The organism is Proteus cibi (assembly GCF_003144405.1).
In the GTDB taxonomy this organism is placed as follows: domain Bacteria; phylum Pseudomonadota; class Gammaproteobacteria; order Enterobacterales; family Enterobacteriaceae; genus Proteus; species Proteus cibi.
The window spans coordinates 67,790-89,012 of record NZ_PENW01000009.1 but is presented as its reverse complement, the minus strand read 5'-3'; the positions used below and the strand labels follow the sequence as shown (position 1 = coordinate 89,012).

Annotated in this window: 14 protein-coding genes; 9 read left to right on the top strand and 5 right to left on the bottom strand. The window is 38.1% G+C overall.

The genetic code is table 11. The annotated features are described in order from the left end of the window. The first annotated feature begins 225 nt into the window (after positions 1-225). From aphA to DK865_RS04355, 4 genes are all read left to right on the top strand, one after another. The gene (aphA, locus tag DK865_RS04370; RefSeq protein ID WP_023581332.1) at positions 226-939 is read left to right on the top strand and encodes an acid phosphatase AphA; all 714 of its coding nucleotides are present in this window, start codon (positions 226-228) and stop codon (positions 937-939) included. Between the two features lie 355 nt (positions 940-1,294). Beyond that, entirely contained in the window at positions 1,295-3,022 is a 1,728-nt protein-coding gene (gene ldtD, locus DK865_RS19110) for a L,D-transpeptidase (RefSeq protein WP_109391320.1), read from the top strand. Positions 3,023-3,352: 330 nt separating this feature from the next. After that, positions 3,353-3,901 (top strand): YcbK family protein, encoded by a 549-nt coding sequence (locus DK865_RS04360; RefSeq protein WP_109391319.1) that lies wholly within the window; start codon positions 3,353-3,355, stop codon positions 3,899-3,901. Between the two features lie 37 nt (positions 3,902-3,938). After that, positions 3,939-4,589 (top strand): MBL fold metallo-hydrolase, encoded by a 651-nt coding sequence (locus DK865_RS04355; RefSeq protein ID WP_023581335.1) that lies wholly within the window; start codon positions 3,939-3,941, stop codon positions 4,587-4,589. A gap of 157 nt (positions 4,590-4,746) precedes the next feature. Here the strand turns inward: DK865_RS04355 and DK865_RS04350 are convergent, their stop codons facing one another. From DK865_RS04350 to pncB, 4 genes are all read right to left on the bottom strand, one after another. Further along, positions 4,747-5,937 (bottom strand): amino acid aminotransferase, encoded by a 1,191-nt coding sequence (locus DK865_RS04350; RefSeq protein WP_023581336.1) that lies wholly within the window; start codon positions 5,935-5,937, stop codon positions 4,747-4,749. 386 nt (positions 5,938-6,323) lie between these two features. After that, complete coding sequence (locus DK865_RS04345; RefSeq protein WP_109391318.1) at positions 6,324-7,436, bottom strand: porin; 1,113 nt, start codon at positions 7,434-7,436, stop codon at positions 6,324-6,326. Positions 7,437-7,776: 340 nt separating this feature from the next. Beyond that, a complete protein-coding gene (gene asnS / locus DK865_RS04340; protein WP_109391317.1) occupies positions 7,777-9,177 on the bottom strand; it encodes an asparagine--tRNA ligase in 1,401 nt (466 codons plus the stop codon). A 268-nt stretch (positions 9,178-9,445) separates the two neighbouring features. Beyond that, positions 9,446-10,660: a nicotinate phosphoribosyltransferase gene (gene pncB, locus DK865_RS04335; protein WP_109391316.1), complete on the bottom strand. Its 1,215-nt coding sequence runs from the start codon at positions 10,658-10,660 to the stop codon at positions 9,446-9,448. A gap of 340 nt (positions 10,661-11,000) precedes the next feature. On the opposite strand from pncB, the gene pepN reads away from it, so the two are divergent. From pepN to DK865_RS04320, 3 genes are all read left to right on the top strand, one after another. Then, on the top strand, positions 11,001-13,616 hold the full coding sequence (pepN, locus tag DK865_RS04330) for an aminopeptidase N (RefSeq protein ID WP_109391315.1): 2,616 nt from the start codon (positions 11,001-11,003) through the stop codon (positions 13,614-13,616). Between the two features lie 203 nt (positions 13,617-13,819). Further along, a complete protein-coding gene (gene pyrD / locus DK865_RS04325; protein WP_036912193.1) occupies positions 13,820-14,830 on the top strand; it encodes a quinone-dependent dihydroorotate dehydrogenase in 1,011 nt (336 codons plus the stop codon). A gap of 218 nt (positions 14,831-15,048) precedes the next feature. Next, on the top strand, positions 15,049-15,600 hold the full coding sequence (locus tag DK865_RS04320) for a cell division protein ZapC (protein ID WP_036912196.1): 552 nt from the start codon (positions 15,049-15,051) through the stop codon (positions 15,598-15,600). A gap of 272 nt (positions 15,601-15,872) precedes the next feature. Here DK865_RS04320 and DK865_RS04315 read toward each other — a convergent pair whose 3' ends face one another. Beyond that, positions 15,873-16,997 carry a YcbX family protein gene (locus DK865_RS04315; RefSeq protein WP_109391314.1) on the bottom strand — a complete coding sequence of 375 codons (1,125 nt, stop codon included), beginning with the start codon at positions 16,995-16,997 and terminating at the stop codon, positions 15,873-15,875. Between the two features lie 108 nt (positions 16,998-17,105). Between DK865_RS04315 and rlmKL the strand changes: the two genes are divergently transcribed. Next, entirely contained in the window at positions 17,106-19,220 is a 2,115-nt protein-coding gene (gene rlmKL / locus DK865_RS04310) for a bifunctional 23S rRNA (guanine(2069)-N(7))-methyltransferase RlmK/23S rRNA (guanine(2445)-N(2))-methyltransferase RlmL (RefSeq protein ID WP_109391313.1), read from the top strand. A gap of 6 nt (positions 19,221-19,226) precedes the next feature. Next, entirely contained in the window at positions 19,227-21,155 is a 1,929-nt protein-coding gene (locus DK865_RS04305; RefSeq protein WP_023581344.1) for an ABC transporter ATP-binding protein, read from the top strand. Positions 21,156-21,223: the final 68 nt, after the last annotated feature.

Sequence of the window (21,223 nt, the reverse complement as noted above, 5' to 3'; positions counted from 1 at the left end):
ATTTATTCCATTATTAGCCTCAATAGGGCAAGAATAAGGCGCTACAGGCTTATGCTTATAGCGCCTTCTTTTTTTAAAGTGTTACATAGATCAAAAAATGAAAGTAAATTAACAAGAAAATGAAATCTTAAATGGTATAACGTGCGCCATGTCTCATTTAAATGTAATCATGATGTTTATGATCGCTTCCGTATGTGATTACTATAAAAATTTAAAGGAAAGAGAATGCGTAAAGTCACGTTAGCTTTTAGTGCAATTGCTTTAGCGTTAAGTTTAAATGGCGCGGCAATGGCAAAAGTTCATATGCCAGAAGTTGTTAGCCCAGGCGTTACTGTTGCACAGCTTGCACAACAACAACCAATTCATTGGGTTTCTGTTGCAGATATTGAAAAAAGCCTTGCAGGTCAAGCACCGATGGCAGTTGGTTTTGATATTGATGACACCGTTCTGTTCTCAAGCCCAGGTTTCTACCGTGGTAAACTAGAATACTCTCCAAACGATTTCAGCTACCTGAAAAACCCAGAATTTTGGGAAAAAATGAATAACGAGTGGGATAAGTTCAGTATGCCTAAACAAGTCGGTATTGATCTTGTTCAGATGCACTTAAAACGTGGGGACACTGTTTATTTCATTACTGGTCGTACTCAAACTAAAACTGAGACTGTGACCAAATATGTACAAGAAGGCTTAAATATTCCTGCTGATAAAATGCAGCCTGTTATCTTTGCGGGTGACCAACCTGGCGCAAATAACAAAGTAAGCTGGATGCGTGATCATAAACTAAAAATTTACTACGGTGATGCTGATGCCGATATCGCGGCAGCAGATGAACTGAACATCCGTGGTATTCGTATTTTACGTGCCGCTAACTCTTCTTACCAACCACTGCCAAAAGCAGGTCAGTTTGGTGAAGAAGTTGTTATCAATTCAGAGTATTAATCTTTACCCTTTGTTTACCTTTATTTGTAAGGCGTAGGAAACTGCGCCTTTTTTATTTAAAAGACCTGCCATTAAAATAATCTTATTTATTTATCCATTCACAATTCTTTATTATTTCCTGAAAGTTTATTTTCAATATGTCTATTTTTTGCTCTTTTATTACGTCTCTAATTTAAATTCTATATTTGAATATAAAAACAGCTAAGTAGTCCTTTTTTGATTAAATAAAATCAAATTTCCATCTGGGGTTTACAAAACTTTAAAAATATTAGTTTATTCCTATAAAACTCTTTGCCTAGCTCATCTAATATTCTAGGATACCAAAATAATAATAAGGGATGAGGGTAGAGGATTTATGGCGCATCAACCAATTAAAAGAGCAATCGCATATTCAGTTGTTATAGGTACACTCTTTTCTGGGCATTATGCAATAGCCACAGAAACAGAGTCGGTGACGTTATCTGCGCCCGAAACCAAAAGTGCGACGTTAGTTCCTGTGAAGAATGACGTTATGCCAGAACCTGCAATTGTGGTTATGAATGCTCCACAATTGACTGAGTTAGCAGTCAGAACAAAACTACAATCATGGAGCTCAACGGGATATAAACCGTTATATTTAACTCAGTTAGTAAAAGTTTACCAAGCAAGTGACTTAGCATTAATCTGGCAAGATGAAAAAACAGTACAGCAATTACAGCAACAAATTGCTGAATTGGCGATGTCTGGGGTCCAATCCCAATTTGGGCAATGGCTAATACAATTAGAGTCACCGGAATTAACCAAAGAAGCACGAGACCTTATTTTATCAGATGCTTTTTTAGGCTATATCAGTTTTGTCGAGCAAGTAAATAAATCAGGTATCTCTTTGCTGTATCGTGATGTGACGCAAACATTACCATCTCCAACTGATAAATCAGTCGTGGAATTACAGCAAAATATCAAAAATAACACCTTAGGTAGCTTTGTTATTTCTTATGCGCCGTCTCACCCTTATTACGCCTTAATGAAAGAAGAAGTGCGAAAGCAATTACATAGTTCAGTTGTTTGGCCAGAAATGAAAGGAACGACATCATTAAAGCCAAATCAATCATCACAAGAAGTTATACCGCTGAGACAGATCTTACGAAATTTAAAATTAATTCCTGAGTTAGCAGCGAATGAGCAGGAAGTGGTGACAACCGTTTATGATGCACCTTTGGTTGCGGCTGTTAAATTATTTCAAACCGCTCATGGGTTAGAGCCCGATGGTGTTATTGGACGACAAACTCGAGTGTGGCTAAATATAACACCAGCACAACGTGCTAGTATTATGGCATTAAATATTCAACGTCTTCGCCTGACACCTGCTATTGGTGATACTGGAATTTGGGTTAATATCCCTGATTTTTCACTCTATTTTTATGCCAATAACGAGCTTATTCTTGACTCAAAAGTCATTGTCGGTCGTCCTGATAGAAAAACGCCGATTATGAGCAGTGCACTTAATAATGTCGTGGTTAATCCACCTTGGAATGTGCCAACAAGTATGACTCGTAAAGATATTGTACCTAAAGGTAAAGCCGATCCTAGTTACTTTAGTCGTAAGGGATATACTATTTATTCCGGGTGGGGAAATGATGCCTATCCCATTAATCCTTATGATATTGATTGGCAAAATATGAGTGCTAATAACTTTCCTTATCGAATTTGGCAGGCTCCTGGGCCAACAAACTCATTAGGGCGTTATAAATTTAATATGCCAAATTCAGATGCAATATATTTGCATGACACACCAAATCATTCATTGTTCTCAAAAAATATGAGAGCAATCAGTTCAGGTTGTATCCGTGTTAATAAAGCCTCTGAGCTTGCTTCCATTTTATTGGGCGATGCTGGATGGAAACAAGATAGAATTGATGCAGCATTAAAACGTGGTTCAACACAATATGCGCCAATTCCTGAACGTATTCCGGTTTATTTATATTATCAAACAGCATGGGTAGCTCAGGAAAATGCACCTCAATATCGTGCAGATATTTATGGTTATGACAAAATGACCACCAATGCACAACCCTATTTAGAGAATATTAAGAAATACTTTTAATATAAGCAAATATCCATTGAATAAAGGACAGCTAATTTAGCTGTCCTTTATTTTTATACAAATCAATAAGATAGTGTTGTGTTTGTATGGTTATTAATAAGGTAATATAAAAATATAATAAATTATAAAATATTTTTTAAATTTTTATTAAAAATAGAATGATAAAAATAGAATCTAATATAAATAACTAAGCTTATAAAAGTACTAATGGCATTAAATTGAAATGATGTGTTATTTACAATACTATACAAACCATAAGAAACAATTCGAGAAAAATATTGTCATAATAAAGGTTCTTCCTCCTGAAATAATTTGTTGAGTGCGTATACTATGGATATTATTGATTCACATCGCCGTAAGTGGTTGGGGCTTGGTATGGCGGCAGTGGGGTTAGGGTTATTGCCTTCTCATGCATTTGCTTCATTAGCAACACCTCGTCCAAAAATCCTTCGCTTTAATAATTTAAATACCGGTGAAACTATTAAAGCCGAGTTTTTTGATGGAAAACGTTATAATAAACATGAGCTTGCTAAATTAAATCACCTTTTTAGAGATTATCGTCAAAACAAAATCAAATCGATAGATCCCGCGCTGTTTGACCAAATCTACTTATTGCAAGTGATGCTTAATAATAATAAGCCCGTTGAACTTATTTCAGGTTATCGCTCTTTAGCGACCAATAATAATCTACGTCATAGTAGTAGTGGAGTGGCAAAGAAGAGCTATCACACGCGTGGGCAAGCAATGGATTTTCGTTTAGTCGGCACTGATCTTTCTAAAGTGCGCCAAGTTGCATTAAGAATGAAAGCGGGTGGTGTGGGTTATTATCCAAGAAGTAATTTTGTGCATATTGATACAGGACCTGTCCGCTCATGGTAATCTATTGAGAATTGGATAATAGAGAGTGGAGTGATTCATGATGTATCACATTGTACCTGTGACAAACTATATGCAAAATTGCACCCTTATTTGGTGTGATGAAACGAAGGAAGCGGCGATTGTTGATCCTGGTGGCGATGTCGAAACGCTTATTGCGGAAATCGAAGAACGCCAATTAACATTGACCAAAGTATTATTAACACACGGACACTTTGACCATATTGCAGGCACCTCACAAATTGTTGAACACTTCAATGTTCCTGTTTATGGTCCTCATAAAGATGATCATTTCTTATTAGAAGAATTAGAACAACAGTGCCGTATGTTTAATTTTCCTTGTGGGAAGTCATTTACACCAGATAGCTGGTTAAATGAAGGTGATATCGTCACGATAGGTAAAACCATTTCGTTATCTGTATTACATTGCCCAGGGCATACACCGGGACATATTATCTTTGTAAATCACCAGAATAAAATTATCTCTATGGGGGATGTGTTATTTAAAGAAAGCATTGGTCGTACCGATTTTCCGCGTGGAAACCATGCCGATCTTATTGCCTCAATCAAAAATAAAGTCTTACCTTTAGGCGATGATTATCTGTTTATTCCGGGACACGGTCCTATGTCTAATTTAGGGCATGAACGCCAATATAATCCATTTTTACAAGATGAAATGCCAATCTGGTAATTATCATCGCGCACTGATATAAGTGAATAAATGAAAGCTCTTTATTATAAAGAGCTTTTTTTATGGACAAAAAAGTGTGGTTTATATTTTTTAAACCAATAAAAATGCCACATTGCTAATAACGTGGCATTTATCTTAATTATCTTTTAAAAGGGAATTAGAGTACTGCAACAATGGCTTCACATAGTGGAACCATATTCTCCAGAGTTAAACCTGCAACATTAATACGGCCTGAACCCACGATATAAATACCGTATTCAGCACGTAAACGCTCAACTTGCTCTTTATTTAAACCACTAAATGAGAACATCCCATTTTGGTCGATAATAAAGCTAAAGTCTTGCTTAGCGCCTTTTTCTTGTAGTGTGGTTACTAACAGTTGACGCATACGTTGAATACGTTCACGCATGGTTGTTAGTTCTTCAATCCACTCTTCTTTTAACTCTGGATTAGAAAGAATAGTCGTTACTACTGAAGCGCCATGTGCTGGTGGGTTAGAGTAGTTAGCACGGATAATGGCTTTTGCTTGGCTAAAGGCTTTCTCAGCAGTGTCGCTGTCTTTGGTAACAATGGTACATGCACCTACACGTTCATTGTAGAGACCGAAGTTTTTAGAATATGAACTAGCAACAATAAGCTCAGGATTCTTTTCTGCAAAGAGGCGTAAGCCTTGTGCATCTTCTTCAAGACCACGAGCAAAACCTTGATAAGCGAAGTCAAAAACAGGTAACCAGCCTTTTTCTGCTGATAGTGCTGCTAATTGGCGCCATTGTTCTTCCGTTGGATCAATACCGCTTGGGTTATGGCAGCAACCGTGGAACAAAACAACATCACCCGCTTGCGCTTTAGCAAGGCTTGCCAACATACCATCAAAGTCTAACCCATGATTTTTAGCATCATAATAATCGTAATTACAGATCTCAAGACCTGCCGTTTGGAAAATATTATTATGGTTAGGCCAAGTTGGATTGCTTATCCAGACGCGTTTTGCTGTGGTTTGTTGAGCAATAAAATCAGCCGCAATACGTAAAGCACCTGTACCACCTGGGGCTTGTGCTGTGCGTGCGCGTTTTTCAGAGATAATAGGGTGTTGTTCACCAAACAGAAGTGCTTGGGTTACATTGCCAAATTCAGGGATACCGCTAATAGGAAGATAATTTTTAGTGGTTTCGTTTTCTAACAGGTATTTTTCTGCTTTCTTAACAGTGGTTAAAACAGGTGTTTTGCCTGTTTCATCCTTGTAAACACCAATCCCTAAGTTAATTTTGTTTTCACGAGGATCAGAACGGAAACTATCAGCTAAACCCAGAATAGGATCGGCTGGTGCAGCAATGATTTTCTCAAACATAGTGTAATTGTTCCCTAAGCTCAAAACGAAGCCGAAATATGAGTATCAAGAGTAACGCTATGAGGCCTTTTTGCCAACTGTTTGTAGAGAAATTAACAAGAAGTTGTGAACTAAGTGAGAATAAATAGCAAATCAAGATGTAAATAAGTGAATATCCTGTGATTACATTAACATGTAAAAATAATCACTAAAAAGACATAATTGTTTAGTGTGATAAACTTTTTGATAATTTGAAAAATAAAGAAAAGGGGGGAAATATTTTTAAGTGAACAAATAAATGGCGTGTTGTAATGGTGGTGATAGTCAGATTTAAAAATAAAAAAGCAACACCGAAGTGTTGCTTTTCAAATCAATTAACTTGACTGTTTAATTACCTATAAGGGTAATTAGAACTGATAAGTCAGACCTAAACCAACTACGTTGTCAGTTGCAACGCCGTAAGATTTAGTGAAGTCATTTTTATCTAACAGGTTGATTTTGTAATCAACAACTGCAGTCATGTTTTTGTTAAATTTGTAGAATGAACCTACAGAGATATATTTAACTAAATCTTGATCGTTGCCTTGTGCAGCACCTAAGTCTTTACCTTTAGATTGAACATAACCTAAAGATGGTTTCAGACCTAAGTCAACAAAGTCATACTGTGCAGTTAACTCGATGTTTTGAGTTTTGTTAGCGATCAGAGAATCTGAACCGTAGTAGTTCATGTTACGGCTTTCACCGTACATAGCAGCTAAGTAAACGTTGTTAGCTGCGAATTTACCACCAAAGTTCCATGCTTCTGCATTTTTACCCGTTGCGCTGCTGTGGTGTTCCTGCCAGTTAGTACGAGCAGAGTTAGAGTAACCACCACCCAGTGTTACACCCCAACCTAAGTTGTAAGATGTAGAGAAACCGAAACCGTCACCATTAGCTTTAGCTGTGTCAATACGTTTGCTGCTATTGTTGGTGTTTTCGTTGTTTTTGCCTTGGTATTGCAGAGCAAAGTTCAGGCCATCAACGTAACCGAACATATCAGTGTTACGGTAAGTCAGAACGCCAGTAGTACGACCAGTCATGTAAACATCAGACTGAGACATAGAGTCGCCGCCCCATAAAGGCAGAACGTCTGTCCATGCGTTGGTGTCGTAAATTACACCGTAGTTACGACCATAATCTACTGAACCGTAGTCAGCGAATTTAAAACCAGCGTAAGCAAAACGAGTTTTAGATGAGTTTTCGCTTTCAGTAGTATTAGTTTTGATTTCATATTCGAAACGACCGAAACCAACTAAATCTTTATTGATTTGAGTTTCGCCTTTGAAACCGATACGAGCACGTGATGCGTCACCGCTTTCGTGATCACTATTTGTATCAGAATCTGCGAAGTAATGACGAACGTCAACTTTACCGTAGATGTCTACTTTGTTGCCGTCTTTGTTGTACATTTCAGCTGCGTTTGCTGCACCAGCAAACATTAAAGCTGGGATTACCACTGCAAGAAGATTGCGCTTCATCATTATTATTACCCTCATTGGTGTTATTCAGACACCTTTGCCACTGCCAGAAATAGTTTCTTAATTTTTATGGAACTATTTATGAGAGTTAAGTGTCGTCTGTGTCGGGTGACAGTGTTCCATTGGTAAAAAATTTTATCTACCCCCAATTTGCTACAAAAACGAAAAAAGTGTAACAAATTGTAACTATGTATTTCAAAGTGTGTATTTCGGGGAACTTTTGAATCAAATAACAGCCATGCATAAAAAAAGCCAACCTTGAGGTTGGCTTCTTGATTTAAGTAAAACGAGTACAATAAAACAGCAATGCAAATTCTTAGTTGAATACTAATTAATCACTAAATTAGAAATCTGCATTTCGTGGTGTACGAGGGAATGGAATAACTTCACGAACGTTTGCGACACCCGTCACATATGCAACTAAACGTTCAAAGCCTAAACCAAATCCTGAATGAGGTACGGTGCCATAACGACGGAGGTCGCGATACCACCAGTAATCTTCTTTGCTCATTCCCATTTCATCTAAACGTTTATCAAACATCTCTAAACGCTCTTCACGTTGAGAACCACCGATGATTTCACCAATGCCTGGGGCTAACACGTCCATTGCCGCAACAGTTTTACCATCTTCATTCATACGCATATAGAATGCTTTGATGTCTTTCGGATAGTTTTTCACAACAACAGGTGCTTTAAAGTGTTTCTCTGCAAGATAACGCTCATGTTCAGATGAGAGGTCAACACCCCAATAAACTGGGTTTTCAAATTTCTCACCACAGTTTTCAAGCACAGTGACCGCATCGGTATAATCAATTTGAGCAAAGTCAGAGGTGATAAAGTTCTCTAAGCGTGTGATAGCGTCTTTATCGACACGTTGTGCAAAGAATTCCAGATCATCTTTACGCTCTGCTAATACAGCCGCAAAGGTGTATTTCAGCATTTTTTCAGCAAGCGCTGCAATATCGTTAAGATCAGCAAATGCCACTTCAGGCTCTACCATCCAGAATTCAGCGAGGTGACGGCTGGTATTTGAGTTTTCAGCTCGGAATGTAGGACCGAAAGTATACACTTTGCTTAATGCAGAAGCGTAAGTTTCCCCATTTAGCTGACCAGAAACAGTCAAAAACGCTTCACGACCAAAAAAGTCTTCACTAAAATCGACTTCGCCTTTATCTGTGCGTGGAAGATTGTTCATATCTAAGGTAGAGACACGGAACATCTCACCCGCACCTTCTGTATCAGCCGCTGTGATCAGTGGCGTAGAAACCCAGAAGAAGCCTTGTTCATCGAAGAAACGATGTAGTGCTTGTGCTAATGTATGGCGAACACGAGCAACGGCACCAATTAAGTTAGTACGAGGACGAAGGTGAGCAACTTCACGTAGGTACTCAATACTATGACGTTTGGCGGCCATCGGATAAGTTTCCGGATCATCGACCATTCCTACCACAACAACATGAGTGGCTTGAATTTCAAAGTTCTGTCCCTGGCCCGGAGATTCAACAATTTTACCGGTGACTTCCACAGAACAACCTGTGGTTAAGTGCAGCACTTCATCTTGATAATTCGGTAAATTATTATTAATGATGGCCTGTACTGGATTAAAGCAGGAACCGTCATAGACGGTAAGGAATGAGATACCAGCTTTTGAATCTCTTCTTGTACGTACCCAACCGCGAACGGTGACGTCTTCGCCAACCGCGATACGGCCTTGCAGTACGTCGACTACAGGCGCAACGATCATAAATAAATCTCTCTTCGTTTAATTAAAATAATTGTTTGGTTAATTCACTCTGCCCCTGTCGGACAGTTTTTCTATGTTACTTGCAATAGCGCAGGAAACAAGTAGGAAATTTTAGTTTAAAGAGTCAATAAAGAAGAGAAAAGCTTTTGTATAAAATAAATTGATAAAAATAGGTGAAATATTGATAAAAGCAGGTGTTATTACAGAGATACGACAAAAGAAAGGGCAATGATTACCCTTTCTTTTATTAATGAAGATTTTTAGCTAATTAACAAGCCTGTTTAACGAGGGGAACGTCAAAGGCTTTGCGTAGCTTGTCAACAAAGTCATTATCTTCACAAATGGTTTTACCTGGACTATCTGATAATTTAGCAACAGGCTTACCATTACACTCCACCAGCTTAATCACAATATTAAGGGGCGTTATTTCAGGAATGTTACAAGTGAGTCGAGTACCAATACCAAAGATTAGGCGAATGCGTTTATGGAAATGCTTATAAAGTACAAGTGCTTTTTGAAAATCGAGGCTATCAGAAAAGACTAATACTTTACTCATTGGATCAATACCCAATTTTTCATAATGCGCGATCGCTTTTTCACCCCATTCAATGGGATCACCAGAGTCATGACGTAAACCTTGGTAGCTCTCTGCAAAGGTTTTATCAAAATCACGCAAAAACGCATCCATTGTAATGCAATCTGTTAATGCAATACCTAATTGATCGGGATATTCATCTAACCAAGATTGCAAGGCTGCGCGTTGGCTGTTTGCCAGTTCAGGGCTAATCTGCTGATGAGCCTGAAACCACTCGTGAGCCTGTGTTCCCACTGGTGCTAATTGCATACGTTCAGCTAAATGATAGTTACTTGTACCAATAAGATAAGGAAAATGGTTTTTCAGCTCATCCACAATGGCACACTGCACATCATAAGAAAAACGGCGGCGAGTACCAAAATCCATCAATTTAAAATCAGCTAAGTCAATCTGTTGCTCTGCTGCATCACGGTAGAAGATATCAATCAATTTACGTAGTTGATTAACGGCATCATCAGGCGTGATTTGAGGAGAGCGGGCACGATGTACAATTTCACTCACTAAAGCCAACAAAGGAACTTCCCATAGAATAACTTCGCGCCAAGGACCCGTTATTCTGATCGTCAGTTGGTTTTCAGGTGTTGTTGAAATTTGGACTTGTTCTGGTTTAAAGCGAAAATGCTTAAACCATTGCAGATAGTCATTTTTGAAAAAGGGGAGACTCTGAAGATAGTCAAATTCTTCATTCGTTAATGACAAGTCTGCCATCATATTAACTTGATGGCGTAAGGTTGTTGCATATTCACCTAGACGTTCATCACTCCGACAGCGGAACTCAGCAACGACAGGAATATCACTATAATGATGGTAAACCGCTTGTTGCATGTGAAGCTTATATGCATCGGTATCCAACAGTGATGTAATAATCGGTGTAGCGTCTAAAATCATAGCGCGTCAAGCATCCTCACGGAGCGTTTTTATGTCTGCTAAATCGTTAAGGTTGGAGAGTATACCCGAATATGACGATAAAGCGTCACTATTCAACAATATTTCTCTGCGACATAAAAACAAGCTGTAAAACTTAGCTGAGTTTACCACGTTAAACATAATTTGGGAGTATATTAGCATCATTTACCAAATAAATTGATTACATGTATTAATAAATAATTAACATCGTGTTGACTTTTGATGTTTTCAATTGAATATTCGACTGGCTAAACAGATTTTTGACGAGTAAGCTTTGGCAATATAACCGTTAAATAGTCGTGTTAACTAAAAGGTTTTTTCTATGACACAACAAAGAATCGCGAAATTTCGCAAAGATTATCGTGCCCCTGACTACACAATCACCGATTTACATCTTGATTTTATCTTAGATAAAGAAAATACCCAGGTTACGGCGATAAGCCAATGTAAACGCCTAAACTCAGATGCGACAGCATTAGTATTAGATGGTGAAGATTTAACATTAAAATCAATTGCAGTGAATGATGTTGCTTGGACACACTATAAAGAAGAAAACGGCAAACTCATCATTGAACAACTGCCAGAACAATTTACATTAAAAATTGTTAATGATATTAATCCATTGTCTAACACAGCGTTAGAAGGGTTATATGTTTCTGGTGATGCATTATGTACACAATGTGAAGCTGAAGGTTTTCGCCATATTACCTACTATTTAGATAGACCTGATGTATTAGCTCGTTACACCACAACAATCACGGCAGACAAAAAACAGTATCCTTATTTGTTGTCTAATGGTAACCGTATTGCGCAAGGTGAATTGAATGATGGTCGTCATTGGGTAACATGGGAAGATCCACATCCAAAACCAAGTTATTTATTTGCTCTGGTAGCGGGTGATTTTGATGTATTACGAGATACTTTTATCACCAAATGTGGTCGTGAGGTTGCTTTAGAGCTCTTTGTTGATAAAGGTAATTTAGATCGTGCAGATTGGGCAATGACATCATTGAAAAATGCGATGACATGGGATCAATCTCGTTTTAATTTAGAATACGATCTCGATATCTATATGATAGTTGCTGTTGATTTCTTTAATATGGGGGCGATGGAGAATAAAGGCCTGAATGTCTTTAACTCTAAATATGTGCTCGCGAAAAGTGAAACAGCAACCGACAAAGATTACTTAGGTATTGAGTCTGTTATTGGTCATGAATATTTCCATAACTGGACAGGTAACCGTATTACTTGTCGTGATTGGTTCCAGTTAAGCCTAAAAGAGGGTTTAACCGTTTTCCGTGATCAAGAATTTAGTTCTGACTTAGGCTCTCGCTCTGTTAATCGTATCAATAATGTACGAGTGATGCGTACTGCTCAATTCGCAGAAGATGCAAGCCCAATGGCACACCCAATTCGTCCTGACAGTGTGATCGAAATGAACAACTTCTATACTTTAACAGTATATGAAAAAGGTTCAGAAGTGATCCGGATGATCCACACCTTATTAGGTGAAGAACAATTCCAAGCTGGCATGCAAATGTATATTCATCGTCACGATGGCAGTGCTGCAACTTGCGACGATTTTATTCAAGCGATGGAAGATGCTTCTAATGTTGATCTTACTTTATTCCGTCGTTGGTATAGTCAATCAGGTACACCTCAGCTGACTGTTCGTGATAGTTATGATGCTAATAAAAAGCAATACACTTTAACTGTTAGTCAAATGACACCACCGACAGCTGATCAAACTGAAAAACAGCCATTACATATTCCATTAGATATTGAATTGTACGATACCAAAGGCAATGTGATCCCACTACGTTCACAAGGTCAAACTATTTCTAATGTATTGAATGTGGTACGTGAAGAACAGCAGTTTGTCTTTGACGATGTGCCAGAACAACCGATCCCATCTTTATTACGTGAATTCTCTGCGCCTGTAAAACTTGACTATCCATTTACGGATGAGCAACTCTCTTTCTTAATGAAATATGCACGTAATGCATTTTCACGTTGGGATGCGGCTCAAGCATTATTAGGTCGCTATATAAAAGAAAATGTTGTTCGGGTTCAAAAGGGGGAAACCTGTATTCTACCTGAAATGGTGGTTGATGCTTTCCGCGCAGTATTACTTGATAAAGATATCGATCCTGCATTAGCTGCACTTATTCTGACATTACCAACAGATGTCGAAGCGGGTGAATCATTTAGTATTATTGATCCTGTTGCTATCCATAAAGCGCTTGGTTTTATTCGTAAAACACTCGCGACTGAAATGGCTGATGAATTCTCTGCTGTTTATCATTCAATGCATATTGGTGCTTATCGTGTTAATCATGATGATATTGCAAAACGTGATTTACGTAATGTTTGTTTAGCTTATTTAGCGGTTGAAAATGAACAAACGGGTAATCACCTTGTTGATGTGCAATATCACAACAGCGATAACATGACTGACGCGCTTGCCGCATTGAATGCCGCTGTAATGGCTCAGTTACCTTGCAAAGATACGCTATTACAAGAGTTCGATGATAAATGGCATCAAGATGGTTTAGTGATGGACAAATGGTTTAGTTTACAAGCCATGAGCCCAGCAACAGAAGTATTACAAAAAGTACGTAGTCTGTTATCTCATCGCTCATTTACACTTGCAAACCCTAATCGTACTCGTGCGTTAATTGGTGCATTTGTAAATAATAATCCAGTCGCTTTCCACGCTGAAGATGGTTCTGGTTACTTATTGTTGACAGAAATTCTGACGGATTTAAATAGCCGTAACCCACAAGTTGCATCACGCCTTATTGAACCGTTTATTCGTTTAAAACGTTATGATGCAACGCGCCAAGAAAAAATGCGTGCAGAGTTATTAAAATTAAAAGAGCTTGAGAATTTATCAGGTGATTTATATGAGAAAATCACTAAAGCATTGGCTGATTAATATTACGTTTTATATCACTTTATGAGTGAGTAAATAATATAAAATCAGCAAGATAACTAGATCCCCAGCATAGTCTGGGGATTTTTATGGCAATTTATGAAATTGAAACGTTTACTTTTCGTGCTTTTATCTATATGATGCACGACGCTTAAATTGTCGTAGACATATCATTCCTAATACCCGATATTCTCAATGGAGATCGTATGTATTATTCCTTAGTAAGGAAGGCATTGTTTCGGCTAGATCCTGAACGTGCCCATGATTTTACCTTCCGTCAGTTAAAACGTTTATCTCATTCCCCATTTCAATTTCTTATTCAGCAGTCACTTCCTTCTAAACCCGTTTCCTGTATGGGACTCTCATTTAAAAATCCACTTGGTCTTGCTGCCGGTCTCGATAAAAACGGTGATTGTATAGATGCATTGGGTGCAATGGGATTTGGTTTTATTGAAGTTGGTACAGTGACACCACGTCCTCAAGTAGGAAATGATAAACCTCGTTTATTCCGTTTGGTGGAAGCCGAAGGCTTAATTAACCGCATGGGTTTTAATAACCTTGGCGTTGATAACTTAATTGAAAATGTAAAACAATCTCGTTATGGTGGCGTACTGGGTATTAATATCGGTAAAAATAAAGATACCCCAGTAGAGCAAGGCAAAGATGATTATCTGATTTGTATGGAAAAAGTCTATGCTCATGCGGGTTATATCGCAATCAATATTTCATCACCTAATACCCCAGGTTTGCGTACACTACAATATGGTGAAGCATTAGACGATCTACTATCAGCAATTAAAAATAAACAATTAGAGTTGCAGGGTAAATATCAAAAATATGTTCCTGTTGCTGTTAAAATTGCACCTGATTTAACTCATGAAGAATTAATTCAAGTTGCGGATAGCTTAGTCCGTCATCATATTGATGGTGTTATTGCGACAAATACCACATTAGATAAATCATTAGTCAGTGGATTAGATCATTGTAATGAAGCTGGGGGATTAAGTGGTCGCCCAGTGCAATCAAAAAGTACACAAATAATTCGCCAATTAAATGAAGAATTAAAAGGTGCATTACCTATTATTGGTGTTGGTGGAATTGATTCATTAACGGCAGCCAGAGAAAAAATGGATGCAGGTGCTTCTCTTATTCAAGTCTATTCAGGATTCATTTATCAAGGTCCTGCACTTATCAAATCTATAATTAATCATATCTAAATACATTTAATAATGAGTTAGGGGCTTTTCTTCTGCCTCTAACTCGTTTATATTGCCCCTAGTTGGTTATTTTTTATTAAATTGCACTGATTGTGCTTAATTAATAGTAAAATGAATCCTGTTTTTGTTAGGTGATATTAAATATTTTATTTAGGTCATTTAATTTTGATTGTTTATCAGAGTATAAAACAGGGAATGAATCGAAGGGGGATTAATTAGTGATAATAAAACCCGATGATCGCTGGCGCTGGTATTTTGATGTTGAGCAACAAAAATTAATGCTTGATTTAGCAAATGGTATGGTTTTTCGTTCACGCTTTCCAAGCAAAATGTTGAGTGAAAGTGCTCGACAATCAGCATCTTTTACCGTCGATGATGCAGCTCTTTATTATGGATACGATGAGCAAATTCGACAAATAGATATGCCATCAGAATCAAGAGCTGAATTAGCTTTAAATGCATTAATAGCCCATCGCTTTTTAAAGCCACTGATGCCTAAGAGTTGGTATTTTGAAGTTAACAATAATCAAATCAACCCTTATTTATCTCAAGTGGTAGAAGCATCATTAAAAGATGAAGACGAAACCGCTCTTTTTTTAGTGACTGAAGTGGGTGCTCAAGCTTGTTTATGTTTATTAGCTCAACCGCAGTTAACATTATTTGATAGAACACTTAATTTTTGTGATCCAATAAAAATTATGAATGATAGGTTAAGCAATTACCATAAAGAGCCAGAGTCAGGATCATTTTTGTACGAGAAAGTTATTTAACAAAAAGAGTAAAAAGGACTTACTCTTTTTATCGTCACACATCATTTATAACATTCTAAAAACAAATTCTCCCCAAACAATACTTCCTAAAACCAAATCTTCATTACTCTCTTTCTATCTGTATTCTTTTTCTAAAAAATAAAATGAGTTTATTGATAATTTGTCATTGAGTTCTTAATAAGATAATTCTTATTAAATAACCTGTTTTATTTAAAATAAAAAAAGAAGATAAGGGCAAATTACCTTCTTTTAATTTGTGATAGAGATAAGCGTTATTTTTTATTAAGTGAAAGTTTCACATTACCGTTAGGCACACAGCTACAAGCTAAAATTTTACCTGAGCGTTTAATTGCTCCGGCTTTTAATGCATTAACATCGCCTTCATCTAATTGGATAACACAAGAGCCACAAAGGCCAGCTCGGCAACTATAAGGAATGGTATAACCATTATTCTCAAGCTGTTCTAATAGCACTTCTTGATTATTGCCTTCAAAAACTTCACCGTTAAATTCAATGCTGACAGTCTGCTCTTGTGTGTGTTCAACCATTGGTGTTGATTGTGTTTCAACCGATGTTGTTACCAGATATTGTTTCGCTTCTTTATAAGCTAAGACCTCAACAGTATCTCCCACACGAATAATACCCGTTTGGCGAATGATGATATTTTGACCAAAATCGATATCACCTTTTTCATCGCGACGGAATGTTTGCAGTGTTGCGAGTGGTTCTGTGTTAGGATGTTTAACGCCTTTATCAATACTTATTGTGGTCATGATGCAACGGCTACAAGGTTTCATCAGATCCATCACTACAGAGCCAACTCGAATAGTCTGCCAAGTATCTTCTTCAAAAGGCTTTGCACCTGTTATGAGGATATTACCTCGAAATTGCTCAATATTAATTGAAGCAGGGCAACGCTGTTGCAAGTATTGAAATGAGGCTTCATTAATTAATAAATAAGGGTAACCATCAGCGAAAGAAACAGCGGTTTCTGGATTTTTTTTCACTCGGCGTGTCGATTTTTCGCCAGTCCAACGAAGTTGAACATCCATTTTTAAATAACGACTGAACCACTGATTTATTTCATCTGGTGCCACATACGCGGTAAAATGGTTGCCCCAAACTTCTGTCGGTTGCAATGTGGTCTCAAAATCTTGATAAGTGATAGCAATACCTTCACCATCAGGCGCTTGAATATAAATTCCATTTGCCATGACAGTGGGAATAAAACACAGCAAAACGGGAAATTTTCGTGCCGTGATAAAAGTCCCTTCAGGGGTAGTTATCATAAAATCGCGATCAAACGTGAATCCGCTCTCACGAGCAAATGCATGAGAAAGTCGAATTCCCTTCATCGATTTAACTGGGTGTATATAAAGGCGTGAAACGTTGATCATCAGTGCTCCCAAAAAAACATTATTATTTTTTATAGCCAGTAACTTTATGACAACGTAATACAATTAGCTATAATGCCCAACAATTTTATTTTAGGTGGTAACAATATTATGCGCTCTCTGTTTGCCAGCACAGGCCGAGGTCTGGAAGAACTATTAAAATCTGAACTTGAACACCTTGGTGCTCAGGCTTGCCAGATAACTCAAGGCGGTGTTTATTTTCGTGCTGATGATAAAACCATGTATCAGTCTTTACTTTGGAGTCGTTTAGCGTCGCGCATTATGTTGCCGTTAAATGAATTCAATGTTTATAGTGATCTAGACTTATACCTTGGTGTGCAGGCAATTGATTGGAGTGAGATTTTTACAGTTGATCAGACTTTTGCTATCCATTTTAACGGCACGAATGACATTATTCGTAATAGCCAATATGGTGCATTAAAAGCGAAAGATGCCATCGTTGACTCATTTCAACGTAAAATAGGGCAACGTCCAGATGTTGCTAAACAATCTCCTGATATCCGTTTAACTATCCACCTTCATAAAGAAAAAGCTTCATTGTCTTTAGATCTAAGTGGTGATGGTTTACATCAACGTGGTTACCGTGATTTAACAGGACAAGCGCCTTTAAAAGAAAACTTAGCCGCCGCAATTATTATGCGTTCAGGCTGGAAACTTGACACACCATTAATCGATCCTATGTGTGGCTCGGGTACATTATTAATTGAAGCAGCCATGATGGCGACGGACTGTGCTCCTGCATTAAATCGTGTGCATTGGGGATTCCGTTACTGGTTAGGTCACGATGAAGCGCTATGGAAAGAAGTGACTCATGAAGCTTTTGCCCGTTTCCGTGAAGGTAAAAAGAATACCACTGCGCGTTTCTATGGCTTTGATGTTGATAAACGTGTATTGGATATGGCAAGAGCCAATGCCCGCAGAGCGGATGTTGCTGAACTAATTACATTTGCTCATGGTGATGCTGCTAAACTGACAAACCCTGTCTCAACAGAAATAAAAGGCACAATTATTAGTAACCCACCTTATGGTGAGCGTTTAGAAAGTGAGCCAGCATTAATTGCACTACATAGCCAATTAGGAAGAGCGATAAAAGCACACTTCCCAGGATGGAGATTGTCACTATTTAGTGCATCACCTGAATTGTTAAGTTGCATCCAATTACGTGCTGAAAGAGAGTTCAAAGCAAAAAATGGCCCTCTTGATTGTGTACAAAAGAATTATTTACTTTCTGATACACCATCAACGATTAACACTGGACTTGCGGAAGATTTTGCAAACCGTTTACGTAAAAATGAGAAAAAACTCGCGAAATGGGCAAAACAACAGCAAATTGAATGTTATCGCTTATACGATGCTGATTTACCTGAATATAATGTTGCGGTGGATCGCTATGGCGATAAAGTGGTTATTCAAGAATATGCGCCACCTAAAACGGTTAATGAACACAAAGCCCGTCAGCGTTTATTCGATGTAATTAGCGCAACAATGGAAGTACTGGCATTACGTTCAGATCAACTGATTTTAAAAACACGCCAACGCCAAAAAGGTAAACAGCAGTATGAAAAAATGGCCGAAAAGGGTGATTTTTTCTTAGTTAACGAGTTTGGTGCAAAATTCTGGGTAAATCTAACTGATTATCTCGATACAGGGTTGTTTTTAGATCACCGTATTGCACGAAAAATGCTGGGTGAAATGAGCAATGGAAAAGACTTCTTAAATCTTTTTGCTTATACCGGTACGGCTTCTGTTCATGCAGGGATTGGCGGTGCAAAAAGCACAACAACAGTTGATATGTCGCGTACTTATCTTGAATGGGCTGAGAAAAACTTTCAAGCAAATGGCCTATCAGGTAGACAGCACCGTTTAATGCAAGCAGATTGCATTCAGTGGTTAATGCAGAGCAACGAACAATTTGATGTGATTTTTATCGATCCTCCTACGTTTTCTAACTCAAAACGAATGGAAAACACCTTTGATGTACAGCGTGATCACATTGAACTAATGAAACATCTGAAACGTTTGTTAAGAAAAGGCGGAACAATCATGTTCTCAAATAATAAACGTGGATTCAAAATGGAACATGACGAGTTAGCAAAAATTGGGTTATGTGCAAAAGAGATAACACAGAAAACCTTATCACAAGATTTTGCGCGTAACCGTCAAATTCACAATTGCTGGCTGTTAACTCATGCTGGTGAGGAATAATTTACAATGCCGTTAATTAGTTTAACTGGGGCTTATCTATCTTTCAGTGATGCTCCATTATTAGATAGCACCGATTTATTTATTGAAGAAAATGAACGCGTTTGTTTAGTTGGGCGCAATGGTGCGGGTAAATCAACCCTATTAAGAGTGTTATCTAAAGAACAACCTTTAGATGATGGTCAAGTTGTTTATGAACAAGATCTGGTGACTGCTCGCTTACAGCAAGATCCTCCAAGAGATATTGAAGGTACTATCTTTGACTTTGTCGCAGAAGGTGTTGAAGAAGATGCTAAATATCTAACAGATTATCACCATATCTCTAAATTGATTGAGACAGATCCTTCTGATAAAAATCTCAATAAAATGGCAGAACTGCAAGAAGTACTTGATAGTCGTAATTTGTGGTTACTTGATAGCCGAATTGCAGAAGTACTAGAAAAACTCGGTTTAGATGGTGAAGCGGAGCTTTCTTCTTTATCTGGTGGTTGGTTAAGAAAAGCGGCATTAGGACGTGCATTAGTCAGTGCGCCAAGAGTGCTGTTTTTAGATGAACCAACAAACCACCTTGATATTGAAACGATCCTTTGGCTTGAGAAATTCTTAAAAGATTTCCAAGGAAGTATTGTATTTATTTCCCATGACCGTTCATTTATTCGTAATATGGCAACGCGGATTATCGATCTTGATCGTGGAAAACTTTCTTCATGGCCAGGAAATTACGATAAATACCTTGAAAGCAAAGAAGAAGCATTACGTGTTGAAGAGCAACAAAATGCAGAGTTTGATCGTAAATTAGCGCAAGAAGAGGCATGGATACGCCAAGGTATTAAAGCTCGTCGTACGCGTAACGAAGGTCGTGTGAGAGCATTAAAAGCATTACGTGTTGAGCGCAGTGAACGCCGTGAGGTGTTAGGCAGTGCACGTATGCAGGTCGAAGAAGCGACGCGCTCTGGTAAAATTGTTTTTGAGCTTGAAGATGTTAATTACAGCATTGGAATGCGTAAGTTAGTTCATGACTTTTCTGCCAAAGTACAGCGTGGTGATAAAATTGCGCTGGTGGGGCCGAATGGTTGTGGTAAAACCACTTTATTGAAACTCATGCTAGGCGATTTAAAAGCAGACAGCGGGCGAGTTCATTGTGGTACTAAGCTTGAAGTTGCTTACTTTGATCAGCACCGTGCGACACTTGATCCTGATAAAACAGTGATGGATAACCTTGCTGAAGGTAAGCAAGAGGTGATGGTAAATGGTCGTCCTCGCCATGTACTTGGTTATCTGCAAGACTTCTTATTTCCACCTAAACGTGCGATGACGCCTGTTCGTGCCCTATCAGGGGGAGAGAGAAACCGTCTATTACTGGCACGTTTATTCTTAAAACCAAGTAACTTACTTATTCTCGATGAGCCAACCAATGATCTTGATGTTGAAACTTTGGAATTACTAGAAGAGCTCGTTGATGCTTACCAAGGCACTGTTTTACTGGTTAGCCATGACCGTGAATTTGTTGATAATAGTGTTACTGAGTGTTGGATCTTTGAAGGTGATGGTGTTATTAACAGCTACGTTGGTGGATATTATGATGCTCAACAACAACGAGCACAGTCGGTTTCACTAAAGAATGCGACAAACAAACCACGCAACGCACCAGAAAAAGCTGAAAAAGAAGCAAAAGTGAAAGATAGCTCTAAAAAGAACACGCGTTCTAACAAGTTAAGTTATCATTTGACGCGAGAACTTGAGCAACTTCCTGCTAAATTAGAAAGCTTAGAAACGCAGTTAAGTGCATTGCAAGAAGAAGTGAGTGGGGCGGATTTCTTTACTCGTCCTCATGAAGAGACTGAAAAAGTCTTAAAGGCGCTTGCAGATAAAGAACAAGAGCTTGAAACTGCTTTTGACAGATGGCAAGAGCTAGAATTGATGCAAAATGGCGAATAGCCAACCGAAAACGGGGCATCACGCCCCGTTTTACTTTCTAGATTAACTATTCTTTTATTGATTACTCT

Coding starts and splice junctions, on each gene's coding strand:
- aphA (WP_023581332.1), top strand. CDS start 226: ATGCGTAAAGTCACGTTAGCTTTTAGTGCAATTGCTTTAGCGTTAAGT.
- ldtD (WP_109391320.1), top strand. CDS start 1,295: ATGGCGCATCAACCAATTAAAAGAGCAATCGCATATTCAGTTGTTATA.
- DK865_RS04360 (WP_109391319.1), top strand. CDS start 3,353: ATGGATATTATTGATTCACATCGCCGTAAGTGGTTGGGGCTTGGTATG.
- DK865_RS04355 (WP_023581335.1), top strand. CDS start 3,939: ATGATGTATCACATTGTACCTGTGACAAACTATATGCAAAATTGCACC.
- DK865_RS04350 (WP_023581336.1), bottom strand. CDS start 5,937: ATGTTTGAGAAAATCATTGCTGCACCAGCCGATCCTATTCTGGGTTTA.
- DK865_RS04345 (WP_109391318.1), bottom strand. CDS start 7,436: ATGATGAAGCGCAATCTTCTTGCAGTGGTAATCCCAGCTTTAATGTTT.
- asnS (WP_109391317.1), bottom strand. CDS start 9,177: ATGATCGTTGCGCCTGTAGTCGACGTACTGCAAGGCCGTATCGCGGTT.
- pncB (WP_109391316.1), bottom strand. CDS start 10,660: ATGATTTTAGACGCTACACCGATTATTACATCACTGTTGGATACCGAT.
- pepN (WP_109391315.1), top strand. CDS start 11,001: ATGACACAACAAAGAATCGCGAAATTTCGCAAAGATTATCGTGCCCCT.
- pyrD (WP_036912193.1), top strand. CDS start 13,820: ATGTATTATTCCTTAGTAAGGAAGGCATTGTTTCGGCTAGATCCTGAA.
- DK865_RS04315 (WP_109391314.1), bottom strand. CDS start 16,997: ATGATCAACGTTTCACGCCTTTATATACACCCAGTTAAATCGATGAAG.
- rlmKL (WP_109391313.1), top strand. CDS start 17,106: ATGCGCTCTCTGTTTGCCAGCACAGGCCGAGGTCTGGAAGAACTATTA.
- DK865_RS04305 (WP_023581344.1), top strand. CDS start 19,227: ATGCCGTTAATTAGTTTAACTGGGGCTTATCTATCTTTCAGTGATGCT.